The sequence below is a fragment of the Glaciimonas sp. CA11.2 genome (genome assembly GCF_034314045.1).
GTDB lineage: Bacteria > Pseudomonadota > Gammaproteobacteria > Burkholderiales > Burkholderiaceae_D > Glaciimonas.
On record NZ_JAVIWL010000001.1, the window covers coordinates 3,416,647 to 3,439,756 of the forward strand.

General features: G+C 51.0%; 17 protein-coding genes. 11 read left to right on the forward strand and 6 right to left on the reverse strand.

Annotated elements, in window-relative coordinates; genetic code table 11:
- Positions 1-30 precede the first annotated feature (30 nt).
- The 3 genes from RGU75_RS14790 to RGU75_RS14800 form a co-directional block, all read right to left on the reverse strand.
- A complete protein-coding gene (locus RGU75_RS14790) occupies positions 31-3,180 on the reverse strand; it encodes an MdtB/MuxB family multidrug efflux RND transporter permease subunit (protein WP_322237134.1) in 3,150 nt (1,049 codons plus the stop codon).
- 77 nt (positions 3,181-3,257) lie between these two features.
- On the reverse strand, positions 3,258-4,694 hold the full coding sequence (locus RGU75_RS14795; protein ID WP_322237136.1) for an MdtA/MuxA family multidrug efflux RND transporter periplasmic adaptor subunit: 1,437 nt from the start codon (positions 4,692-4,694) through the stop codon (positions 3,258-3,260).
- A 475-nt stretch (positions 4,695-5,169) separates the two neighbouring features.
- Positions 5,170-5,694, reverse strand: coding sequence for a Spy/CpxP family protein refolding chaperone (locus RGU75_RS14800; RefSeq protein WP_322237139.1), 525 nt, complete (start codon positions 5,692-5,694; stop codon positions 5,170-5,172).
- A 220-nt stretch (positions 5,695-5,914) separates the two neighbouring features.
- On the opposite strand from RGU75_RS14800, the gene RGU75_RS14805 reads away from it, so the two are divergent.
- Entirely contained in the window at positions 5,915-6,646 is a 732-nt protein-coding gene (locus tag RGU75_RS14805) for a response regulator (RefSeq protein ID WP_322237141.1), read from the forward strand.
- Positions 6,647-6,650: 4 nt separating this feature from the next.
- Complete coding sequence (locus RGU75_RS14810) at positions 6,651-8,045, forward strand: ATP-binding protein (protein ID WP_322237143.1); 1,395 nt, start codon at positions 6,651-6,653, stop codon at positions 8,043-8,045.
- 211 nt (positions 8,046-8,256) lie between these two features.
- Here the strand turns inward: RGU75_RS14810 and RGU75_RS14815 are convergent, their stop codons facing one another.
- Positions 8,257-8,817 (reverse strand): glycine zipper family protein, encoded by a 561-nt coding sequence (locus RGU75_RS14815; RefSeq protein ID WP_322237145.1) that lies wholly within the window; start codon positions 8,815-8,817, stop codon positions 8,257-8,259.
- A gap of 18 nt (positions 8,818-8,835) precedes the next feature.
- Positions 8,836-9,207 (reverse strand): hypothetical protein, encoded by a 372-nt coding sequence (locus RGU75_RS14820; protein WP_322237147.1) that lies wholly within the window; start codon positions 9,205-9,207, stop codon positions 8,836-8,838.
- A gap of 425 nt (positions 9,208-9,632) precedes the next feature.
- On the opposite strand from RGU75_RS14820, the gene mgrA reads away from it, so the two are divergent.
- The gene (gene mgrA, locus RGU75_RS14825; protein ID WP_322237149.1) at positions 9,633-10,667 is read left to right on the forward strand and encodes an L-glyceraldehyde 3-phosphate reductase; all 1,035 of its coding nucleotides are present in this window, start codon (positions 9,633-9,635) and stop codon (positions 10,665-10,667) included.
- An 87-nt stretch (positions 10,668-10,754) separates the two neighbouring features.
- Here the strand turns inward: mgrA and RGU75_RS14830 are convergent, their stop codons facing one another.
- Entirely contained in the window at positions 10,755-11,786 is a 1,032-nt protein-coding gene (locus RGU75_RS14830) for a GlxA family transcriptional regulator (protein WP_322237151.1), read from the reverse strand.
- A 761-nt stretch (positions 11,787-12,547) separates the two neighbouring features.
- On the opposite strand from RGU75_RS14830, the gene RGU75_RS14835 reads away from it, so the two are divergent.
- The 8 genes from RGU75_RS14835 to RGU75_RS14870 all read left to right on the forward strand — a co-directional run bounded on the left by RGU75_RS14835 (position 12,548) and on the right by RGU75_RS14870 (position 23,090).
- Positions 12,548-13,822 (forward strand): serine hydroxymethyltransferase, encoded by a 1,275-nt coding sequence (locus RGU75_RS14835; protein ID WP_322237153.1) that lies wholly within the window; start codon positions 12,548-12,550, stop codon positions 13,820-13,822.
- Between the two features lie 102 nt (positions 13,823-13,924).
- Entirely contained in the window at positions 13,925-14,896 is a 972-nt protein-coding gene (locus RGU75_RS14840) for a dipeptidase (RefSeq protein ID WP_322237155.1), read from the forward strand.
- A 65-nt stretch (positions 14,897-14,961) separates the two neighbouring features.
- Positions 14,962-15,486: a DUF5943 domain-containing protein gene (locus tag RGU75_RS14845; protein ID WP_322237157.1), complete on the forward strand. Its 525-nt coding sequence runs from the start codon at positions 14,962-14,964 to the stop codon at positions 15,484-15,486.
- A 64-nt stretch (positions 15,487-15,550) separates the two neighbouring features.
- Complete coding sequence (locus tag RGU75_RS14850; protein ID WP_322237158.1) at positions 15,551-17,614, forward strand: NADH:flavin oxidoreductase; 2,064 nt, start codon at positions 15,551-15,553, stop codon at positions 17,612-17,614.
- A 26-nt stretch (positions 17,615-17,640) separates the two neighbouring features.
- Positions 17,641-19,602: a (Fe-S)-binding protein gene (locus tag RGU75_RS14855; protein ID WP_322240547.1), complete on the forward strand. Its 1,962-nt coding sequence runs from the start codon at positions 17,641-17,643 to the stop codon at positions 19,600-19,602.
- 12 nt (positions 19,603-19,614) lie between these two features.
- Positions 19,615-20,880 carry an electron transfer flavoprotein subunit alpha/FixB family protein gene (locus tag RGU75_RS14860; RefSeq protein ID WP_416186872.1) on the forward strand — a complete coding sequence of 422 codons (1,266 nt, stop codon included), beginning with the start codon at positions 19,615-19,617 and terminating at the stop codon, positions 20,878-20,880.
- Entirely contained in the window at positions 20,877-21,710 is an 834-nt protein-coding gene (locus tag RGU75_RS14865; protein ID WP_322237162.1) for an electron transfer flavoprotein subunit beta/FixA family protein, read from the forward strand. Before RGU75_RS14860 ends, RGU75_RS14865 begins: the two co-directional genes overlap by 4 nt.
- Before the next feature lie 81 nt (positions 21,711-21,791).
- Positions 21,792-23,090 (forward strand): aromatic ring-hydroxylating dioxygenase subunit alpha, encoded by a 1,299-nt coding sequence (locus RGU75_RS14870; protein ID WP_322237164.1) that lies wholly within the window; start codon positions 21,792-21,794, stop codon positions 23,088-23,090.
- Positions 23,091-23,110: the final 20 nt, after the last annotated feature.

Genomic DNA, 23,110 nt, shown 5'->3' on the forward strand with positions numbered 1-23,110 from the left:
CCATTTTTTGATTAGCATAACGACGTGCAATTAGGGCCGCACTGGTTCGGTAGGCGCGCGCGCATCTTGATCATCGTCATCTTGATTGTCATTGTCGGCTTTGCCAAAACGCGCCTTAAAGCGTCGTGACAGACGGTCAAATGCAAGATAAATAACTGGCGTGGTGAACAAGGTTAATACCTGTGAAACCAGCAAGCCGCCGACCATGGTGATACCCAGCGGCTGACGTAGTTCCGAGCCGACGCCGGTGCCAAGCATCAACGGCAATGCACCCAGTAGCGCCGCCATGGTGGTCATCAAAATCGGCCGAAAACGCAGCAAGCAGGCCTGATAAATCGCATCATGCGGCGACAATCCCTCATTGCGTTCTGCATCCAGGGCGAAGTCGATCATCATAATCGCGTTCTTTTTAACGATACCGATCAACAGGATAATGCCGATGATGCCGATAATGCCCAAATCATTGCCAGAAATCATCAATGACAATAACGCTCCGACGCCCGCGGATGGTAGCGTGGATAGAATCGTGATGGGATGGATATAACTCTCGTACAGGACGCCAAGCACGATATACATGGTGACGATGGCGGCCAGAATCAGCCAGAGCGTGTTACTTAGCGAAGCCTGAAATGCCAGCGCCGCGCCCTGGAACCGCGTCTGGATGCTGACTGGCAAATCGATTTCTTTCTCAGCGACACGTATCGCATCAACTGCTGCGCCCAACGATGCGCCAGGAGCCAGATTAAAGGAGATCGTGGTTGCCGGGAACTGCCCGATATGGTTCACCACTAGCGGCGCGTTACGCTCGCTGACGGTAGCAATGCTGGATAGCGGGACCTGCTTGCCGTTGGCGGCGACCAGGAAAATACTGTCGAGCGCGGCTGGGCCTTTTTGAAATTCCGGCTGTACTTCCATCACCACCCGATATTGATTGGACTGGGTGTAGATAGTAGAAATGAGGCGTTGGCCGAACGAGTTATAAAGAGCATTGTCAATCGCCGCTGTTGTCAGGCCAAGACGCGATGCTGCGTTACGGTCGATCTCAATATAGGCCTGTAATCCCATATCTTGCTGATTGCTGGCGACATCAGCTAGTTCCGGTAGTTGCTGTAATTTATCAATTAATTTCGGTACCCATTTTGTCAGTTCAAGTCCGTTTGCATCTTCCACGCTAAATTGATATTGGGTACGACTGACGCTGTCTTCGATGGTCAGATCTTGTACGGGTTGCATGTACAAGGTAATGCCCGGTACATCGCGGGCTAACTTTGGCTGCAAACGACGGATGACATCGGTGGCGCTGACGTCGCGAGTATCGTGGGCTTTAAGATTGATCAGAATGCGGCCGCTATTGAGCGTGGTATTAGTGCCGTCAACGCCGATGAACGAGGATAAGCTTTCGACCGCGGAATCTTCCAGTACGACTTTTGCCAGTGCTTGCTGGCGTTCCGCCATCGCGCCAAACGAAGTGGATTGCGCAGCTTCGGAAATGCCCTGAATCACACCGGTATCCTGTATTGGAAAGAAACCTTTTGGGATGAAAATATAGAGGATGACTGTTAACGCGAGTGTTCCGAGGGCGACTAACAACGTAGCGTTTTGATGTTTCAGAACCCAGACCAGGGCTTTGCCATAGCGCGCAATGATATTGTCAAAAAAATTGCCGCTTTTGCGATAGAACCAGCTTTGTTCTGCTTCCGGCGTATGGCGCAGCAACTTGGCGCACATCATCGGAGTAAGGGTCAGCGAAATAAACGCTGAAATCAGAATCGCGACCGCCAGCGTAATCGCAAATTCCCGAAACAATCGGCCGACTACATCACCCATGAATAGCAGCGGAATCAACACAGCGATCAGAGAGAAGGTCAGCGAAATGATGGTGAAGCCAATTTGCTCTGCGCCTTTTAGCGCGGCTTGTAACGGCTTCATGCCTTGCTCGATATAGCGCGAAATATTTTCGATCATCACAATCGCGTCATCGACCACAAAACCGGTCGCAATGGTGAGCGCCATCAGCGTCAGGTTATTGATCGAAAATCCAGCCATGTACATAATCCCAAATGTGCCGACCAATGACAACGGTACGGCGACGCTAGGAATAATAGTGGCCGGTATGTTGCGCAGAAAGACGAAAATCACCATCACAACCAATATCACCGCCAGGATCAATTCGAATTCGACGTCTTTGACAGATGCGCGGATGGTGGTGGTGCGGTCAGTTAGAATCTTGACATCGATAGCGCCGGGTAACGTGTCTTGCAGAGTCGGCAAGATTTTCTTGATGCTGTCAACCACGCCGATAACATTGGCACCCGGTTGGCGCTGGATGTTCAAAATAACGGCCGGCGCGTTGTTGGCCCATGCTGCAAGGCGGATGTTTTCTGCATCATCGACCACGTCGCCAATATCGGAGATGCGAATGGCGGCGCCGTTTTTATAAGCGATGATCAGATTGCGGTATTCATTGGCGGAGGATAACTGGTCGTTGGCATCGATGGTCGACGCCCTCGTCGGACCGTCGAAGCTGCCTTTTGCCTGATTCACATTGGCGTTGCCGATGGCGGTTCTGATGTCATCGAGGTTCAACCCGAGCGCTGCTACTGCGCGTGGATTAAGTTGCAATCGCACCGCAGGGCGCTGACCCCCGGAGAGACTGACGAGGCCTACGCCTGGAACTTGCGATATTTTTTGTGCCAGACGGGTGTCGATCAGATCTTGAACTTTAGGTAACGGCAGAGTTTTTGACGTGATGGCAAGTGACAGAATCGGTGTGTCGGCTGGATTGACCTTGTTATAAATTGGCGGGGTCGGCAAATCTGACGGCAGCAGATTACCGGCGGCATTGATCGCTGCCTGGACTTCTTGCTCGGCAATATCCAGACTCAGCGCGAGAGTGAACTGGAGCGTGATAACCGATGCGCCGCCAGAACTGGTGGATGACATTTGGTTGAGTCCGGGCATCTGCCCGAACTGGCGCTCTAACGGTGCTGTGACCGAAGAGGTCATGACGTCCGGACTGGCTCCCGGATAGAGCGTGACGACTTGAATCGTCGGATAGTCGACTTCCGGCAAGGCCGATAGCGGTAACTGCTTATAGGCGACGATCCCAGCCAAAAAGATGGCGACCATCATTAAGGTGGTGGCGATTGGCCGGAGAATAAACTGCCGTGATGGATTCATGCGCTATGGTCGTCGTTATACGTTAATTAGTCGTCGGTTGCGTAAGCTATATTAGTTGCGTTGTTGCGTCGGTCAGGTTATGGCTGTTTCGCTGGCTGCGGGGAAGCAGACTTGGAGTCAGCTTTTGAATCAACCTTTGCATCCGTCGAGCCTGTCGTCTGCGCCGGTTTGCCACCGCTGGAAGCATCGGCACTGGCACTGGCACTAGCTGACGCTGCTGCTGAAGCATCTTGACCAGCTTGACGGCGGTGGCCATGTTTCTGACTATTGGTCGGGCTTGCTGCATCGCCAATTGCGCCACCTGCACCGCGCTTGACCGGTTCTACTTTTGCACCTTCACGCAGCTTATCGACGCCGTCTACCACCACGATTTCGCCCGCTGTTATTCCCTTGGCGATAGAAGTATTTTGACCTTCTACTGGGCCAACGGTCACTGGACGGATAGTAACCGTCTTGTCGGCTTTGACGACATACACAAAGTTGCCGCTGCTTCCGCGCTGGATGGCTGCGCTTGGAACGACGGTCGCACCGGATAAAGTATCAAGCAACATCCGCACATTAATGAACTGACTCGGAAACAACGCGTAGTCGGTGTTAGGGAAAACCGCTCTTAATTTGACAGTGCCGGTTGTGGCATCGACCTGATTGTCGATGGTGACAAATTGACCGGTGGCCAATTTATTGGCCTGCGAGCGATCCCACGCTTCCGCGGGCAATGTTTTGCCAGCCTGAATTTGCTTCATGACACTAGGAATATTGTCTTCCGGAATGCTAAAAATGGCGGTAATCGGTTGCAATTGCGTAATGATTACCACACCATTGGTATCCGAAGCGTGCACGACATTACCCAAATCAACCTGCCGCAAACCAAGTCGACCGCTAATCGGCGCAGTCACGCGCGAATAGAGAAGTTGTAGCCGTGCATTGTCTAACGTGCCCTGATCTGCTTGAACTGTACCGGCGTATTGTTTGACGAGTGCGGCCTGGGTATCGACTAACTGGCTAGCGATGGAATCTTGCGCCAATAAAGTCTGATAGCGCTTCAGATCAATTTGTGCAGCCTTTAGTAATGCGTTGTCATGACCAAGTTGGCCTTCCGCTTGGGTAACCAGAACCTGATAAGGACGTGGATCGAGTTCTGCTAATAAAGCACCAGCTTTGACAGTTTGGCCTTCTTTAAAATGTAACTTCATTAATTGCCCGTCGACGCGGCTTTTGACCGTTGCGGTGGCTTCGGGTGTGACGCTACCAAGGCCAGATAGATAAATATGCACATCGGCGATAGTAGCGCTGGCCACACCAACCGGCATAACGCTGTTTGGGCCGCCTGCCATGCCACGGCGACCTTTACCACCGCTCTGCATTGTTGCGCTTTGACCGTCCGCTTGCTGTGTATTGCGGCCCCAGAAGAAGTATGCCGCACCCCCTAATACAATGATCAACAATAGCCACCACCAACGACGGAATGACCCGACAGGTTTATTTTCCGTAGAATTTGGTTGCTCTGATGTCATAGAATTTTGCTTATTCGGTGGTGGGGTTGTGTTCATCGCGGGCCGGAAGTCAGTCAATTGTGGATAAGTTGAAGCAGTGTAACGAGTAAATTTTACCAGCGTAATAATTCAGGCAAAGTATTACAAAGAACGTAAAAGAGGATTTCAGCAAATCGCAGTATTGCCAATCATACTGTGTTTATTGTCAACTTTTGATAAGTGCATTATTCGCGTATCTGAGAAAAATTTACCGAAAGTAGCTTTGTTAACAGATATCGTTAAACAAAATAAGGTAATTATATTTATGCCAACTTAACTTTTTTGAAGATCAACCATGTACCAAAAGCCTCAGGCAGGATTACGCGAGGCTTCTGATAGTGGTCGACATACGTTAAATGGAAATTTCTACTAAGCCGTCATCTCTAATAAATATCGTTATTAAGGTAAAAATTTTAGAAAGATAAGCTAAGTCGTGGCTACCGGTTATTGATCCGTTTTACTTTCCTGCTTGCTCGCCCCAATGACCACGAGGGCCACCATGGCCACGGTGATGATGGCTAAAATGTTTATCCAGGACTTTTTGTTGTTCTGGCGTCAACACTGCATAGAACTGTTTCAACGCGGCGGCACGTTCGCCCATGCGTGTTTCCATTTTTTTCATCATGTCGATACGATGATCCATACGCTCAGGCGCTGTTTGTTTGGCCCATTCTTCTTCACTTGGACGGTGCATTGGCATACCTGAAGGGTTTGGCTTCATTTGACCAATGTAGGTTTTCCAGGCACCTTCTTGTGCGGGAGTAATTTTTAGCTCATCGTGCAATTTGGCTTGTCGTTTAGCCATACGCGCTTCAAATTTTGCGCGTTGTTCAGGCGTTGGAGGTTGATGCATTTGCGCAGCTTCCGCTTTTTCAACGGCAGGTACACCACCGGTGGTATTTTGGGCGTGGGCACTCATCCCCATGGCGCCAAAGCCAATAGCGGTGATGCCGATCAAAAGTTGTTTGCGAAACTTAAACATGATGAATCCTTTCAGGGAGAGTTGTCTTGAGCAGGTAATCTGCACAGAACTCATTAAACCGCATCTGTGTATCAACTATCTTTCGCCTTGCTATTGGTTTGTAACCCCGTGTGTTACGTAAGCCCAACTTTGTATCGCAATGTATCCAGACGCCATTTGGATATGCAAATATACAAAATTAGTTTCGCCATTGCCTGAATCAATTGCCATAATCGAGTCCATGGATACTACTGCTCACATATTGGTGGTCGATGACGATCGCGAAATTCGCACTTTACTGGCTGAATATTTGGACGCCAACGGTTTGCGCACATTAACGGCGAACAACGGTGCCGAAATGCGTCGGGTAATGGAGGAGGCGCGGGTTGATCTGATCGTGCTCGATCTTACTTTGCCGGGCGAAGATGGATTGACGCTTTGCCGGACGCTGCGTGCGCATCCTACGCATTTTGGGATCCCAGTTATTATGTTAACTGCGCGAGGCGAGCCGCTTGACCGGATTCTCGGTCTGGAAATGGGGGCTGACGATTATTTGTCCAAGCCGTTCGAGCCGCGCGAATTGTTTGCGCGTATCCGCAGTGTATTACGTCGAACACAAGCGCTGCCGCCCAATATGGCAACGCCGGAAGCGCAGCAAATTCAGTTTGCCGGTTTGACGCTCGATCTGATCGCCCGCCATTTGGTCAATCGGGAGGGCGTCGTTGTCGCGCTATCGGGAGCGGAGTACCGGATACTGAAGGTTTTCCTCGATCATCCGAATCGTATTCTGAACCGTGATCAATTGCTGGAGCTGACGCAAGGTCGTGAGGCTGATCCCTTTGACCGTTCGGTGGATATTCAAATTAGTCGTTTACGACAAAAGCTGGGCGACGACGCCCGCACGCCAAGTATCATTAAAACGGTGCGTAACGAAGGCTATGTTCTGGCAACGTCGGTTTCGGTCGAGTCGTGAATTCGTGAAGAATTTTTTTGACTCAGTTGCTAATCGGGTATTCCTCATTTTACTTGCCGGGGTGTTAGTCGCCGCTGGCGCTACCAGTTGGCTGGCGGATAACGAACGCCGTAACGCATTCCGTGAGTTGTATGATTTCCGAATCGCCGAACGGGTGGAACAGATCGTGCTGTCGTTGGACGACGTCAGCCCCGACATGCGCGAGACGGTATTGCAGGCTAGTGAAAATTTTGGGCTGGAAGCCAGTCTGGCGAACGATACCGAAAACGTCGCTCCAGACAATGCCTCCCTTGCTGCGTTATTAAGAACCAGGCTGGGTACAAACCGCCAAATCGTCGTATCCAAACAGATTGGGTGTAATTGGCGGCCTGGTAGATTAGCTGGTCTGGGCGGCCCCGGTGGTCCGGCTGAACGTGGTAGACCAAGGGTTGACGAATGTCAGGTGGTGTATGTTAGCTTGAAAGATGGCGCTTTACTTAAACTGAAGTTGCGTATGATGCGAGACCCTGGCGGTCTGCGCGGACGTCCGCCCGGCTTGCCTGCTTTCTCGCCATATTTCGCTTTATTTTTGCTCTTAATTGGATTACTCGCGTACGTGGTCGCAAAAATGACCGCGCGTCCGATTAAGAGACTTGCGGCGGCGGCGTCCGCGCTTGGTCGCGATATTGACCGTCCTCCCTTGAAAGCGGTAGGGCCGACGGAAATCCGCCAGGCGGCAAATGCATTCAACGCGATGCAGGCCAGAATCAAACGGCAAATTCAGCATCGTACCCACATGCTGGCGGCGATCACGCATGATTTGCAAACGCCATTAACCCGATTGCGGTTGCGATTCGAAAAGGTGAATGATCTCGATTTGCGCCATAAATTGATCGAGGATTTGGCAGTAATGCAAGGCATGGTGCGCGAAGGTTTGGATTTGGCGCGCAGCATGGATTCGGCAGAAGCGATGCAATTGCTCGACATCGACTCGCTGCTTGATAGCGTCTGCGCGGATGCAGCCGATGCTGGTCAGGACGTGACGCTGAAAGGCCTGACGCGGGCGTCGATTATGGCCCAGCCCAATGCTTTACGCCGCTGTCTCACCAATTTGGTCGACAACGCCGTCAAATATGGTCGCTATGCCCGTTTGCAAATAAGTCGCGAAGGTGCAGGAGATCTCACTCAGATCGTGATAACGGTACGCGATGGCGGTGCGGGAATTCCGGAGGATCAACTGGCCGCAGTATTCGAACCGTTTTTCCGGCTTGAAACATCGCGTTCACGGGATACCGGGGGGACGGGTTTGGGATTGACGATTGCGCGTAATATCGCTGAGAATCACCGAGCAGGATTGACGTTGAGAAATCATCCGGAGGGTGGGTTGGAGGTTACTTTGCGATTGCCGGGAAATGGGTAGATGGTTTGGGAGGCTTCCTTTCCTGGCCGGTTAGGTTTCCTTAATTTGATGTATCAAATGCGGTCGTTGTTATCGAATAATTTCATTGAGCAGCATGTATTGGATAACGACGATCTACAAATTACGATCTACAAATCAACGTCACACTCCAAAAAAAAGCCTACCTCCATTTCCAGAAGCAGGCCTTCAGCTACACATTAATTAACCCACATCAATAAGGCACATAATCCGGCGGCGTATTGTATCCACGTTGCTGCGGAGCATAATAATCAGGCGGTGGTGCAGGGGCATAGCGAGGGCGGCGATTGTCGTCATAGCCCGCCGGCACTGGTACGCGATTGCCCTTTGCATACATACACTGGGTGTACACATTGTTATATTGGCGTTGGATACCAGCACCGCTACGATCAGCATTGTTGCTTGCTGCTGAACTACCGACCAGCAATCCACCACCTGCGCCGATTGCTGCGCCCGCGCCAGCACGGCCGCTTGCTGCACCGATCAAAGCACCGACTGTCGCACCAATTAACGTACCTGCAACGGCTGTTCCGGTAGCATTATCTGCTGTAGCCTGCCCTGCACCTGGCCCCACCCGGTCCTGCGCATAGCGATGGCAATCGTTATCATCGTTCCGGAACTGGTCATAACTTTTGCCAGCGCCCGGCATGGCCATCACGTTCGGCCCAGTCGGCACACCCACGCATCCACCCAGCATTAATACGGCTGCAGCAGCGATGATTTTTTTAGGCTTGTTCAGAAATGGTTTGTTCACAGTGCCACCACCTTTTGTTTATCTTGGTTGAGAGTTGTCGGGAACTACCTTTAGCCAGCCTTTAGGACAACGTCCAATTTCTGGGTAGTAGCCTGAAGGGTTGGAGCAGTAATACCGAAAATCTTGTCCGTTAGAGACATTATCGTTGCGCTCAATATATGTTTGTTGCTGCGGTTCGATATATATCGGCTGCGGCGCATAATAAACGGGCGGCGGCGCGTAGTAGACCGGCGGAGGACCATAATAATAAGGGTCGCCGATACTAATTCCAACACTCGGCCCGTAAAATCCCCCGTGACCGTAATAACCGCCATGACCCCATGCATAACTAGCGCTGCTCGCGGCTAATAAGCTTAATGCCGTTAATGCCAATAAAATGAATTTTTTCATGATGTCTCTCACCATTTGTTAGTACTTAATGATAATTCTGCATTAGAACTATTACCAAGCTAAGTTACTTTCGGTTGCAAATCCTGTGGTACAGGGTCTAAATTGATACAATTCGAGGCGTGCCGATGTGCAAAATTTAAACGCGCATAATGCCCACTCCGATGACATTGAATAGAGGGAGAATCAGGATCGTTCTTCACCAGCTTTTTCCATTGTTCCTATTGAATCCGGTGGAATTATATATGCACCTATAATAATCGGCATTTTTGTAAAGTAATAATCATCTCTAAACGCGATTAGATACTGAGATTAAATCGACGTAAGTCGGTAAGGAGTTTTCTCTGAGTATTCGATTCAAGCGCTGGTTGCGGCTTAAAATGATCAAGTAGATAAAAAGTTATAAATTGAATAAGGATAATCAACGCATGACTTATCACGCCTCGAATAAACGTTATGAACAGATGCAGTACAGATTTTGTGGTCGCAGCGGTTTAAAGCTGCCGCTATTGTCAATGGGCTTGTGGCACAACTTCGGCGACACAACCACATTGGCGCGTCAACGCGAGTTGGTGCATACCGCTTTTGATCACGGTATTACCCATTTCGATTTGGCAAATAATTACGGGCCGCCATATGGCAGTGCAGAAATTAACTTCGGTCGCATACTTAAGGAAGATTTAAAGCCTTATAGAGACGAGCTGGTTATTTCAACCAAAGCTGGTTGGGATATGTGGCCCGGTCCATACGGACAGGGCGGCGGTTCGCGCAAATATGTGCTGGCAAGTCTTGATCAAAGTTTGCAGCGGCTGGGACTGGACTATGTCGATATATTTTATTCGCACCGCTTTGATCCCGAAACGCCACTCGAAGAAACCATGGGCGCGTTAGCGACGGCCGTGCAACAGGGTAAAGCGCTGTATGTCGGCGTATCGTCATATTCTCCCGAAAAGACCCGGGAAGCTGCTGCTTTATTGCGTGAGTGGAAAGTACCGTGCCTGATTCATCAGCCTTCCTACAACATGTTCAATCGATGGATTGAGAAAGGATTGCTCGATGCGCTGGAAGCGGAGGGCATGGGTTGCATCACTTTCACAGCGTTGGCGCAAGGACTGCTAACGGATAAATACCTGAATGGTATTCCAGACAATGCGCGGATCAATCAAGCTGGTGGCGGATCGTTACAACAAGCCCATCTCAGCCCCGAAAATCTGGCCCGTGTCAGAGCGCTCAACGAGATCGCATTGGCGCGTGGTCAAAGTCTGGCACAGATGGCATTGGCTTGGGTGCTACGCGATCCACGCGTGACGACCACATTAATCGGGGCCAGTAGTCCAGCTCAGATTGTGGAAAATGTCGCCGCGTTGCAACGCCTGGATTTCACCGCTGAAGAGTTGACGGCGATTGACGGGTTGGCGCAGGAAGGCGGCATTAATTTGTGGGCTAAATCTTCACAAGGTTAAGCAGATTGTTTTGAGTGGAGATATTAAAGTCAAAAGGCCTGCGATGATGCAGGCCTTTGTATTACAGCGTACCGTTTAATGTAGCTATTATCGGAATGCTGCCGCCTGAAATTGTCCACCTGTCGCCTGATTTAATAGTGGGATAGGAATGGAGACCGGAGTTTGTTTACGGCGCTCAGAACTTGGCGCCACATTAAACACCTCACGATAGGTTTTACTAAAGTGACATGCCGACTGGAAACCACATGCCATGGTAATACTCAAAATCGACATATCCGTCTGACGTAACAACTCACGCGCTTTGCGCAAACGCAACGTTAAATAATAGTGTGTTGGCGACATTCCCATATGCTCTTTAAACATGCGCTGTAATTGCCGCGGCGAAGAATTGGACAGCTGCGCCAGGTCTTCGAGCGATAACGGTTCTTCTATATTTGCCTCCATCAGCGACACGACCTCAACCATCGCAGGCCTTGCCGAATTCATCCGGACTGTTAATGGCACGCGCTGCTGGTCTTTATCATCACGTACATGTTCGAGAATAAATTGATCGGCAATGGCTGCGATAGTCGTTTTTCCCACCTGGCGAGAAATCAGATTGAGCATCATGTCCAGTGGCGCTATACCGCCAGTACAGGTTAAGCGATCCCGATCAATCACGAAAAGATCGCGTGAAAATGAGACGGACGGAAATGCGCGGCGTAATGCCGACATGTTTTCCCAGTGGGTCGCGCAGGTGTAACCATCCAGCAAGCCCGCTTTGGCTAAAGCAAAGGTGCCGGTACACAAACTACCCATCGCCACTTCTTGGTCCGCAAAATGCTGCATGAGTGACAATGACTCCGCATTGATTGCGGATTCTATATCTGTGCCGCCACAAACAAAGACAACGTCGGGGATGTCGTTTGGATCAGGCGGGGAGGAATCAATAGATAATCCATTGCTGGCGCATACCAAGCCACCTTCCGGGCTAACAACAGTCCAGCGATAGAGTGTTTTACCCTCTAGATAATTGGCCATTCTTAATACTTCGATGGCATTTGAAAATGCAATCATCGTAAAGTTATTAAGTGGAAGAAAAGCAAAATGCGAGAAAGATGAAATTTCACTTTTAGACATGACCCACTCCGTTGGCAACCATCAGCGACGGACAATGTACCGTCGAATTACTTAAAAAAACAAATGCTTTCGATTGTGCGCTGCAATAACCATGCCATTCGCGAACATGTAGCAATTGTTAAATTTTCGCAAATTCCATCTGACTTATTGGCATGCCTCGGAACGGTATTAGCGCATATCTCCGCCAATCCATTCATCAGTTCATAGCGCTGGACGACAAATCAAATTCGGCGTGAGGTCAATCAACTGAGGCCTTGAGCGGCGTATTGCAATTGTTAATAAATCCATCCAAAACACATTGTTGTTTTTTTGTGTGTCGTCGATTTCCCGCGCCCGATTTCGTGCAGCGAGCGCGGTTTTGGCGCTATCGCCTGTGCTGTTTTGGTGAATAACAAAATTGGTGTAACGCAGCACCCATACAAAATTTTTTTGTGGCGAATCCGGATAAATTGCAATTAACACAACTATTCTCTTTTACGCTTTGGGATCCATGCAGGCGAATAATTCGCTAAGTTTATTATGCGCCGGCGTTGAAAAAGATATTTTTCCCATTTTAAGCATTTTGGCTTTGCCGAGATCTCCATGGACTTGGCAAAAAGTGACAGCGTTGTCGTAATTTGAAAGGTTCCCGTCCGCTTTAGGAAATAGCACGGCTAGGCTTAGGACAAGATGTGACCAACAGAGAGAGAGTTGGAATAAGCCAGCTTCGAGACGTTATCTCTTCGTGCATTTTAGTTGCTGTCACTACCGGACCCGAGCCCATGACTTCTACAAACGCGTTTTTTTCCCAGTCACTATCCGAGCGCGATGCGCCGGTGATGAAAGCCATTTCGCTTGAACTAGAGCGTCAGCAAGATCAGATCGAAATGATTGCGTCGGAAAACATCGTGTCGCGTGCCGTACTAGAGGCGCAAGGTTCGGTATTAACCAACAAATATGCCGAGGGTTACCCCGGCAAACGCTATTACGGCGGCTGTGAGTTCGTCGATCAGATTGAAGTACTGGCGCTGGAAAGGGTGAAGCAATTGTTCGGCGCCAGCTATGCCAACGTTCAGCCGCATTCCGGCGCGCAAGCGAACGGCGCAGTGATGCTGGCGTTAGTGAAGCCGGGCGATACGGTGCTCGGTATGTCGTTGGATGCAGGTGGACATTTAACCCACGGTGCACGTCCGGCCATGTCGGGAAAGTGGTTTAACGCGGTCCAGTATGGCGTGCGTCCCGACACTATGTTAATTGATTACGATCAGGTCGAAGCGCTAGCTAAAGAGCACCAGCCACGTCTGATCATCGCTGGCTATTCGGCCTATCCACGCCAGCTCGACTTTGCGCGTTTCCGCGCCATTGCTGACAGTGTCGGCGCGTTATTGATGGTGGACATGGCCCATATCGCTGGTTTGGTTGCCACTGGTCATCATCCAAATCCAATTGAACATGCGCACGTCGTGACCTCAACCACTCACAAAACGCTGCGTGGTCCGCGTGGTGGCTTCATTCTTACCAACCATGAAGATATCGCCAAAAAAATTAATTCGGCGGTGTTTCCCGGCTTGCAAGGTGGCCCCTTAATGCACGTTATTGCCGGTAAGGCCGTGGCATTTGGTGAGGCGCTGCAACCAGAATTTAAGCAGTACATCAGCAACGTGGTTGCCAATGCCAGCGCATTGGGCGAAGTTCTGAAAAAGGGTGGCGTCGATCTGGTCACTGGCGGTACTGAAAATCATTTATTGCTAGTCGATTTGCGTCCTAAAGGATTGAAGGGCACCGACGTTGAGCATGCGCTGGAACGGGCCGGTATTACCTGCAACAAGAACGGCATTCCGTTCGATACCGAGAAGCCCACCATCACATCCGGTATCCGGCTGGGTACGCCAGCAGGCACGGCTCGTGGCTTTGGTATCGAAGAGTTCCGCACTATCGGTGGTCTGATCGTCGAAGTATTGGATGGTTTAGCCCGCAAGCCAGAAGGCTGTGCCGAGACTGAGCAAAGTGTTCGTGCACGCGTGCTGACGATGTGTAAACGCTTTCCCATTTATTGAATTGTCATAACGGCTAAACGTAGGTTTAGCTTTCAATAAGATTGAAATTCAGATTGAAACTAACTATTTTCGGATTATTTCCGGTCACCAACGGAGCACACTATGAGCCAATTACACCAACAAAGTCTGGTCATTGATGGCCTGAATATTTCCAAGTGGGAACGACCGGTTTTTGAAGATATGAAAAAAGGGGGGCTCAGCGCGGTTAACTGCACCGTCTCGGTATGGGAAAATTTTCAGGGCACAGTCGGCAATATTGTCGACATGAAAAATCTGATCCGTGATAACGCCGATTTGCTCACGTTGGTGCGCGGTGTCGACGACATCAAGCGCGCCAAGAAGGAAGGCCGCACTGGCGTGATTCTCGGTTTTCAGAATGCCCATGCTTTTGAAGATAATCTGGGCTACATCGAAGTGTTTGCCGAGTTGGGTGTGCGTGTAGTGCAACTTTGCTACAACACGCAGAACATGGTCGGTACTGGTTGCTATGAACGCGATGGTGGTTTGTCAGGCTTTGGCCGCGAAGTGATCGCCGAAATGAATCGGGTCGGCATCATGGTCGATCTTTCTCATGTCGGTGGTAACACCTCTACTGAATCGATTCTGGCTTCCAGTAAACCGGTGTGCTATTCCCACTGTCTGCCATCTGGCTTGAAAGAGCATCCCCGCAACAAGAGCGATGAGCAACTGAAATTTATAGCCGATCATAACGGCTTTATCGGCGTGACCATGTTTCCGCCTTTCCTTAAGCGTGGCAGCAACGCCAACGTGGACGATTACGTCGAGGCATTTGACTATGTGATTAATCTTGTGGGCGATGATTGCGTCGGCATTGGCACTGACTTTACGCAAGGATATGGCAAGCCTTTCTTTGAGTGGTTGACGCATGACAAAGGTCGCCACCGTCGCCTGACTGATTTTGGCACTGTCACCAATCCTGAAGGTTTTCGCACCATTGGCGACTTTCCCAACCTGACTGTTGCGATGGAACGCGCAGGGTGGAAAGAAAGCCGGATTCGTAAGGTCTTGGGCGAAAACTGGATGCGTGTTTTTGGTGAAGTCTGGGTCGGCTAGCCGTAGTTAAGTCACTCCCAAAAACATGATCCGATTGAATCGATAACGACCAGAGAAAGCCAAAGATGAAACCTCAATTACCGATAGAAGTCGATGCAGAAACCGGCGTGTGGACGACCGATAACTTGCCGATGCTATACGTGCCGCGCCATTTTTTCACAAATAATCACACCGCCGTTGAAGCCGCGTTGGGTCGCGATAAGTATGCGCAGATTCTTTATGACGCAGGTCATAAGTCAGCGTATTTCTGGTGTGAAAAAGAAGCAAAACAGCATGGCATGAGTGGACTTGAAGTGTATCAACATTACCTCAATCGCCTGTCACAACGCGGTTGGGGGTTGTTTAGCTTCTCTGAAGTTAATGCAGCTGAAGCGACGGCAAAAATCAAGTTGCTCAACTCATCATTTGTTCTCCAGCAGCCTGATGCAGAAGGCAAACTTTGCTACATGTTTGCAGGCTGGTTCTCCGGCGCGATGGATTGGGTATCGGACACTACCGGTCAAAAAATAAAAGCAACCTGTATTGAAACCCAATGTGCTGGTGAGGGTCATGCGCATTGCGAGTTTACGGTCACGGCATTGTTGGCTTAAATAATATCGGCAGCAAAAATTGTTGTGCTGGCTCATTGGTCCTTTAGGAGTTTGAACATTCATCATGCGTTACCCACATCTCTTTTCGCCGCTGACTTTAAACAAGGTGACGCTGCGCAATCGCGTAGTCAGCACCGCACATGCCGAAGTCTATGCGGATGCTGGCGGCTTGCCGGGTGAGCGCTATATTCGCTATTACGAAGAAAAAGCCAAAGGTGGTTTGGGTCTGGCGATTTGCGGCGGCTCCAGTGTCGTGTCGATTGACAGTCCGCAAGGTTGGTGGAAGTCGGTCAACCTGACGACCGATAAAGTCATTGAGCCGTTGGCGCGATTGACTGAAGCGATGCATCGTCACGGTGCCAAGATCATGATTCAAGCGACACATATGGGGCGCCGCAGCTCGTGGCACGGCGAAAGCTGGCCGCATTTGCTGACGCCGTCTGGCATCCGTGAGCCGGTGCATCGTGGTAACGCTAAAATTATCGAGATTGAGGAGATACGTCGTGTCATCGCCGATTTCGCCGCCGCCGCCAGACGCGTCAAGGCCGCAGGCATGGACGGCATTGAAATTTCGGCCGCCCATCAGCAACTGATCGATCAATTCTGGAGTCCACGCGTGAATGTACGCACGGATGAATACGGCGGCAGCCTCGAAAATCGGATGCGTTTTGGCATCGAAGTGCTGACTGCTGTGCGTGAAGCGGTCGGACCGGATTTTTGCGTCGGCATGCGGATGTGTGGCGATGAATTCCACGAAGACGGCATTGATCACGACACCGCCAAACGCATCGCCAAGGCAATGTCAGAAACCGGTTTAATCGACTTTCTTAGCGTAGTGGGTTCTGGTGCTGATACGCACAATACACTGGTCAATTGCATGCCACCAATGGCATTGCCGCCGGAGCCTTTCGTGCACTTGGCGGCCGGAATAAAAACTGTGTCAAAAGTGCCGGTCATGCACGCCCAAAGTATTCGCGATGCCGGTCAGGCCGAACGTATTCTGGCGGCTGGTATGGTTGATCTGGTCGGTATGACGCGTGGCCAGATTGCCGATCCACACATGGTGATCAAGATCCGCGATGGCCGTGAAGATGAGATTAAACAATGCGTCGGTGCTAATTATTGCATTGACCGCCAATATAACGGTCTTGACGTTTTGTGTATTCAGAACGCGGCAACATCGCGTGAAGAAACCATGCCGCATATTATCGCTAAAAGCCGTGGTCCAAAGCGTAAAGTAGTTGTAGTAGGCGCTGGTCCGGCAGGATTAGAAGCCGCGCGGGTGGCACGTGAACGTGGTCATGACGTTGTGCTGTTTGAGCGGTGTGATGCCGTTGGTGGTCAGATCAATCTGGCCGCAAAAGCACCACAGCGTGAACAAATGGCTGGCATTGTGCGCTGGTTCGATATGGAAACCAAGCGACTGGGCGTTGATCGCCGACTTGGCGTGGATGCCGACCAAGCCATGATATTGGCAGAACAACCGGATATCGTCGTTTTAGCGACGGGCGGCAGCAATTTCACCGGACAGGTTCCTGCATGGGGCGTGGCAGACGGATTAGCGGTCAGTTCATGGGATATTTTGAGTGGACGTGTCGCTCCCGGCAAGAACGTGCTGGTGTATGACGGAATCAGCACACACGCAGGGTTCGGGGTGGCCGATTTTCTGGCGAGTCGTGGCAGCCAGGTTGAAATCGTCACGCCCGATGTCAAGATTGCGGACGATACCGGTGGCACAACATTCCCCATTTTTTATCGTCGCTTATATGCACAAGGCATCATTCCGACGCCTAATTATTGGCTGGATCGTGTCTATGCCGAAGGCGATAAAAAAATTGCTATCTTACGGAATGAATACACTGAAATTCAGGAAGAGCGCGTCGTCGATCAGGTCGTCATCGAAAACGGCATCATGCCTAACGATCATTTGTATTGGTCGCTCAAGCCACAATCGGCAAACCACGGTCAGACCGATATCAAGAAACTGTATGCAGCCGAGCCGCAGCCAGCGCTATCTGAGCCGCTAGGTAACGGACGCTTTTTGCTGTTTCGGGTCGGCGACTGCATTTCGATGCATAACATCCATGCAGCGATCTATGATTCGCTGCGCTTGTGTAAAGATTTCTGAGCATGGATTCGTCAACCTTCATCAGCATGAGCCCGATCGGAAATGGAACGATTGTTCATCTCAATCCAATCATCACTATTCTGTTCTGGATAGCCGTAGTCGGATTGTTATCCGGTCTGACGCGGAGGGCCACGTTGTGGCGCGCTGGCCGCAAGGGTGCAGTCGCGCCGGTGCAATGGATCGGGTTGCTGGCGATTCCTAAGCGTTATTTTGTTGACCTGCATCATGTTGTGGCCCGCGATCCGTATATCGCGCGCACCCACATTGCGACAGCAGGCGGTGCAATTGCGGCCATGGCGCTGGTTGCCATCAATTACGGTTTCATGTTGTATTGGCCGCTCTTAAATGCTGCGATTGCCTTATTTGCTGTGGTGATGTTGGTGGGTGTCATTTTTGTCTGGCATCGTCGCCGCACACCTCCTGCACGGCTCTCGCTTGGTGCCTGGAATCGTTTGCCTTGGGTACTTGGTGCGCTAGCTTTGGGTCTATTGCTGATGGGTATTTTGCCGGTTGGTGTGGTATCTGGATTGACGGCAGTGGTGACAGTGTTGCTGCTAGGGTTTGGTGCCTGGAATATGACGGTCGGGATTGGTCGGGGCGGACCGATGAAACATGCGTTGGCAGGTTTGTTGCATCTGGCATTTCACCCACGCCCGGAAAGGTTTCAACAAAAAGCCGCACGCACAGGAATGGCAAAAGTCGGAGTGCCGACCATCGGAGTGCCGACCACAGCCCTCAAACCTTTGGCATTGAATAAAGGTGAGCTCGGGGTGCGGACACCGCTGGATTTTCGCTGGAACCAGTTGTTAAGTTTTGATGCCTGTGTGCAGTGCGGCAAGTGCGAGGCCGCTTGTCCGGCCTTTGCTGCGGGCCAGCCGTTGAACCCAAAAAAACTAATTCAGGACATGGTGCTCGGCATGGCGGGCGGAAGCGATGCCCATTTTGCGGGTAGTCCTTATCCCGGTATCCCTCTGGGTCAGCATCAAGGCGGCCCGCAAAAGGCAATTTTCCCCGGACTGATTTCACCAGACACTATTTGGTCCTGCACGACTTGTCGCGCTTGCGTTGAAGAATGTCCGATGCTGATTGAGCACGTGGATGCAGTGGTCGACATGCGCCGTAATCTGACGCTGGAAGACGGCGCGGTACCGGGGAAAGGACCCGAGGTTTTAGCCAATTTGCGTGAAACAGCCACGGCGGGAGGTTTTGATCTCAACGTGCGTTATAACTGGTCCATCGATTTGAACATCACCCAAATTGCTCCCGGCAAATCGGTTGATGTTCTATTGATTGTGGGCGAGGGTGGCTTTGACATGCGCTATCAACGCAGCTTGAGAGCATTGGTCAAAGTGTTGCAAGCTGGCGCTGTGGATTTCGCCATTCTTGGCGCGCTGGAAACAGATACCGGCGATGTGGCCCGACGTCTGGGTGACGAGGCAACCTTTCAGTCGCTCGCCAAACGCCTGATCTGCACGTTATCGACGCTGTCGTTCAAACGCATCGTGACTGCTGATCCGCATGTGATGCATTGCTTGCGCAACGAATATCCGGCGTTTGGCGGACGTTACGAGGTGTTTCATCACACGACGTTCATGGCAGCGTTGGCGAAACAGGGACAAATTACTCCCCGTGTCTCGATCGAAAGCGATCAAAGATTTACGTATCACGATCCTTGCTATCTGGGCCGTTACAACGGTGAGATTGAAGCTCCGCGTGAACTGCTTAAATTAATGGGACTGCCATTGCACGAAATGGAGCGCAACGGCATGCGCGGCCGTTGTTGTGGCGGTGGCGGGGGCGCGCCTTTAACTGACATTCCCGGCAAACAACGGATACCCGACATTCGCATTCATGACGCCCGTGCGGTAAAGGCCGACACCTTAGTGGTGGGTTGCCCAAACTGTACCGCCATGCTGGAAGGCGTCGTCGGACCGCGCCCTGACATCCGTGATATTGCCGAGCTGGTTGCCGCAGCTTTGGAGGCTTAATTGGAATCGACTTTGCATCACGCTATCAAACGGGTAAATCCGCGTCGTCCGTTTACGGTCACAGCCGAGGGATTAAGGCGAATCGTGCTGGGTCTTTCCAGTACCGGTTTAAAAGGCGAAATCGGCGATGTGGTGGATGTTTCGTTGATCGCTAGCGGACAGGCGCATCACCAGGCAAAGCCATTACGTTCCACTCAGTTGGCGACCAAGTCCTTTCTTGCCGTGGCGCATAGTGATCGTGGCGCATTGGATGAGCATGCGCGGCAGGTTATTGCGGCGGCGGCATTATTGGCCGATGCGGTCACTGAAGTTGTGTTGCTGGTCTTTGGTGAATTTAACGATGGCAATGACAGCAACGATGACAGCAACAATGCCAGCGCCATTTTGGGTGTTGACCGTGTCATTGTATTGCCGCAATACGGTAGTCACCTCTTTGCACCGGAACAAGAACTGGCAGCGTTACGCCATCTGATCGCTACGCTGCAACCTGAGCATATTTTCATTCCTGATTGCACGCTTTCTGGCGGCGATTTGGGGAGGCGTCTCGGCGCTGCTTTGGCCCAAGCTGGCGATTCGGATGACTTCAATAGCGGCATTGCGACGCATGTCGTCGAGATCAACTCGACCGGATTGGCAACTTATCGCCAGCAACAATCCGTGATGGCACGCCGTAATTTGTCGCGCATCATTATGTTGGCCCCCGATGCGGTCGATACGCGTTTGCCATTTTTGGGGCGTGGCGAACTAGACGAAAAGCGCATCGCTACAGCGAGCGCCGCTGCTGCCGTTTCTGCGCAAGAGTCATCCCGATACCGCGACCACGGCATTAAAGTATTGGCGGCATCTCAAATGGCACTCGATGAAGCAGACTTTATCGTATCGGCAGGGAATGGTGTCGATGACGTCGCGACTTTTAATGGTTTGGCGTCTGTGTTGGAGGCGGCGGTGGGCGCAAGCCGTGTTGCCGTGGATGACGGCAAATTCAGTCGCGACCAACAAATTGGTGCGACCGGAAAAACCGTTAGCGCCAGCGTCTATCTGGCCTTCGGTATCTCGGGTGCGGTCCAGCATCTGCAAGGCATCAAAGATTGTCGTCATGTGATTACGGTCAATCTGGACGCAAGCGCGCCGATGATTAAGCGTGCCGATCTCAGCATTATCGATGATGCGCATGCGGTGATTACGGCTTTGCTGGAACAAGTTAATCAAGCCAGAAATGTTGGGGTCGGCAACGTTGCGCTTAGCAATATTAAGGTTCGGACAGGGAGCGCATCATGAACCTCAAAAAGGGTGCTTCGAAAAGGTTGGCTGTGCTGGTTTCCGTCGGCCGTCATCCGGTCAGCGGCATCGCGCGCTATAGCCGTAATGATGCTGCCGCCATGAGTATGGCGGTCGCATTGGCGCAGTCAACTGCCGCCATCAGCTTGGATATTATTCATGCAGGCAATCCCGACAATGCTGCGTTATCGGATTATCTGGCGCTCGGCGCTAAAACGGTCAAAGTCATTGCATTAGAAGACGATCAGAATATTATTCCGGTGTTGAAACAAGCGCTGGAAAACTACGACCTGATTCTTTGCGGCAGTTGTGCTGAAGGTGGCGAAGCATCGGGCATGGTGCCGTACTTGTTGGCGAGTCAGTTAGGGCTGCCAATCGTCGCTGATGTGATTGGCATCACACCTGATCCTGCGTCCGCTTCAGATGACGTGAAGACTGACATTATGTTGCAACAGTTTTTGCCCAAAGGGCGTCGTCGGGCAATCGCCGTGACCTTACCGGCACTCTTGACCGTGCATCCATTAGCGCCATCCAATGCGCGATATGCCCACGCTAGCTTGCAAAGTGGTGCTATTGACCGTCATAAAACACGCACACAATTGTCATCTGTGACAAACAACCTTGATCAGCAGCAAGTGTGGCGCTTGTCACCGGCCACCGCCAGACCGTTAAAACTGGTCGCCCAGGAAAAGCGGTCCGGTCATGCCCGAATGTTGTCAGCGACGGTGGCTGAAAGTCGTGGCGGCAGGATGATTCAGGAAGGCAGTGCCAGTGAAAAAGCGCAGGCGATATTGACCTATTTGCGGGAGCATCGCCTTGTCGATTATTAAACTTCAAGCCCGACAGCGCTGTTCTTCAGCGACAGTATTAGTAAGCGTGTTGTTCTAAAAGTGTCATAGATGGAGAAGAAATTGAAAGTATCCAAACAGATTCAAGATTTGATTACCAAACGTCTAAAGGGTCACAGCCTGGACGCGCCTTTTTATCTAAGTCCTGAAATTTTTGACCTTGATATCAAGGAAATTTTTAGCAAGCACTGGATTCAGGTGGCGATTGATCCGGATATTCCGGAGCCGGGCGATTATGTGACGGTCGACATTGGCCGCAACTCTATCGTGATCTTGCGCGACGACGATATGTCGGTACGTGCGCATCACAACGTTTGTCGTCACCGTGGTGCGCGGTTGTGTTCAGAGCATAAAGGGTCCGTGGGCAATCTGGTATGTCCTTACCACCAATGGACCTACAATCTTACCGGAGAACTCATCTATGCCGAACATATGGGCGATCAGTTTAAGCACAGCGAACATCATCTAAAATCGGTACATGTAGAAAATCTGGCAGGATTGATTTTTATCTGTCTGGCCGAAGTGCCGCCACAGGATTTTTCGGTGATGCGCGATGCGATGATGCCGTATCTGCTTCCCCATGGATTGCAAGACTGCAAAATCGCCAAGCAAGTTGACTTGATCGAAGATGCGAATTGGAAACTCACGATGGAAAACAATCGCGAGTGCTATCACTGCGCGACCAACCATCCAGAGTTGACAGCATCGTTATTTGAATACGGTTTCGGCTACCAACCGTCACCGAATAATATTGAACAAGTCGAGGAATTCACGCGTTTGGCTGCGGAACGTAGTGCGCAGTGGGAGAGCGCTAATTTGCCGTCGCAAGAAATTGATCGGCTAGACGATTTGATTACCGGCTTTCGGACGCAACGGTTGCCATTAGATCGTGGGGGCGAATCACAAACATTGGACGGTCGCGTGGCTTCCGGCATTCTGCTAGGCGATTTTGACCGTGCAGATTTGGGTGGCTTGTCATTTTGGACACAACCCAATTCTTGGCATCACTTCATGAGTGACCATATTGTGAGTTTTTCTGTGTTCCCCATTTCGGCTGAAAAAACGCTGGTGCGCACCAAATGGCTCGTTCAAAAAGATGCCCGTGAAGGCATCGATTATCAGCTGGATAACCTGACGGCCGTCTGGAACGCTACCAATGATCAGGACAAGATGTTGGTCGAGTTATCCCAAAAGGGTGCCAATAGTGATGCGTATCAACCGGGGCCGTACTCGCCTTATACAGAAGGATTGGTGGAGAAGTTTTGCAAATGGTATATCGATCGCCTGACCGAATCAATTGATGTAATAGACTCGTCTGATTCGGTTGAACCGATCACATTCATCAAATCGATCAAATCTTAAAGTATCGCCGGAGCAGGCTA